This is a genomic window from Burkholderia sp. SIMBA_062 (assembly GCF_046534765.1).
GTDB lineage: Bacteria > Pseudomonadota > Gammaproteobacteria > Burkholderiales > Burkholderiaceae > Burkholderia > Burkholderia ambifaria.
On sequence record NZ_JAWRYD010000724.1, the window covers coordinates 1 to 209 of the forward strand.

Annotated in this window: 1 protein-coding gene; it reads right to left on the reverse strand. The window is 64.1% G+C overall.

Going from position 1 to position 209, the window contains the following annotated elements:
* Window positions 1-209 (reverse strand): transposase (locus tag SB786_RS38075; RefSeq protein WP_410731821.1); only part of this gene is annotated, 209 nt, incomplete at both ends.

Consider the following 209-nt stretch of genomic DNA (forward strand, 5'->3'; position numbering starts at 1 on the left):
TCGGCCTGGATGCCCAAGGCCAGATAGACGGCCTTGTTGCTGACCACGCCGTCGTCGCGGATCTTGACCCGCAGCGCGTCGAAGAACACCACCGGGTACATTGGCTCGAGCGGACGGTTCTGCCAGCTCAGGGCCTCGGCCATCACCTCGTCGGTGACCGAGCTGATGAAGTCGGGCGACACTTCGGTGCCGTAGTGCTCGGCCAGAAA